The sequence below is a fragment of the Gilvimarinus sp. 1_MG-2023 genome, from assembly GCF_030548285.1.
The window spans coordinates 1-293 of record NZ_JAUOSC010000771.1 but is presented as its reverse complement, the minus strand read 5'-3'; the positions used below and the strand labels follow the sequence as shown (position 1 = coordinate 293).

Here is a 293-nt window from a genome sequence, read left to right as displayed (position 1 = left end):
ATGTATGGCATGAGTTTTTCATCATGTGGCAACACAGTGAACTGCTCAAACATACCTTGATTACCGCCGCAGAAGTACTGCTCGGCTTTGGTATCGGGGCATTCCTCGGATTGGCAATCGGTGTGGCTCTGGGCTTGTCGCCAACTGCGGAAGCCATGTTGTCACCGTACATTCTGGCGCTGCAGATTGCCCCGAAAGTGGCCTTTGCTCCGCTGTTTGTGATGTGGCTGGGCTACACCATCTACCCGAAAATCCTGGTTGCCGTACTGATCGTGTTCTTCCCGGTCATGATC

Annotated in this window: 1 protein-coding gene; it reads left to right on the top strand. The window is 52.9% G+C overall.

Annotated elements, in window-relative coordinates:
- Nucleotides 1-23: 23 nt before the first annotated feature.
- Nucleotides 24-293, top strand: a 270-nt coding sequence (locus Q4563_RS18985; protein WP_442903798.1) for an ABC transporter permease, incomplete at its 3' end; no start/stop codon positions are given.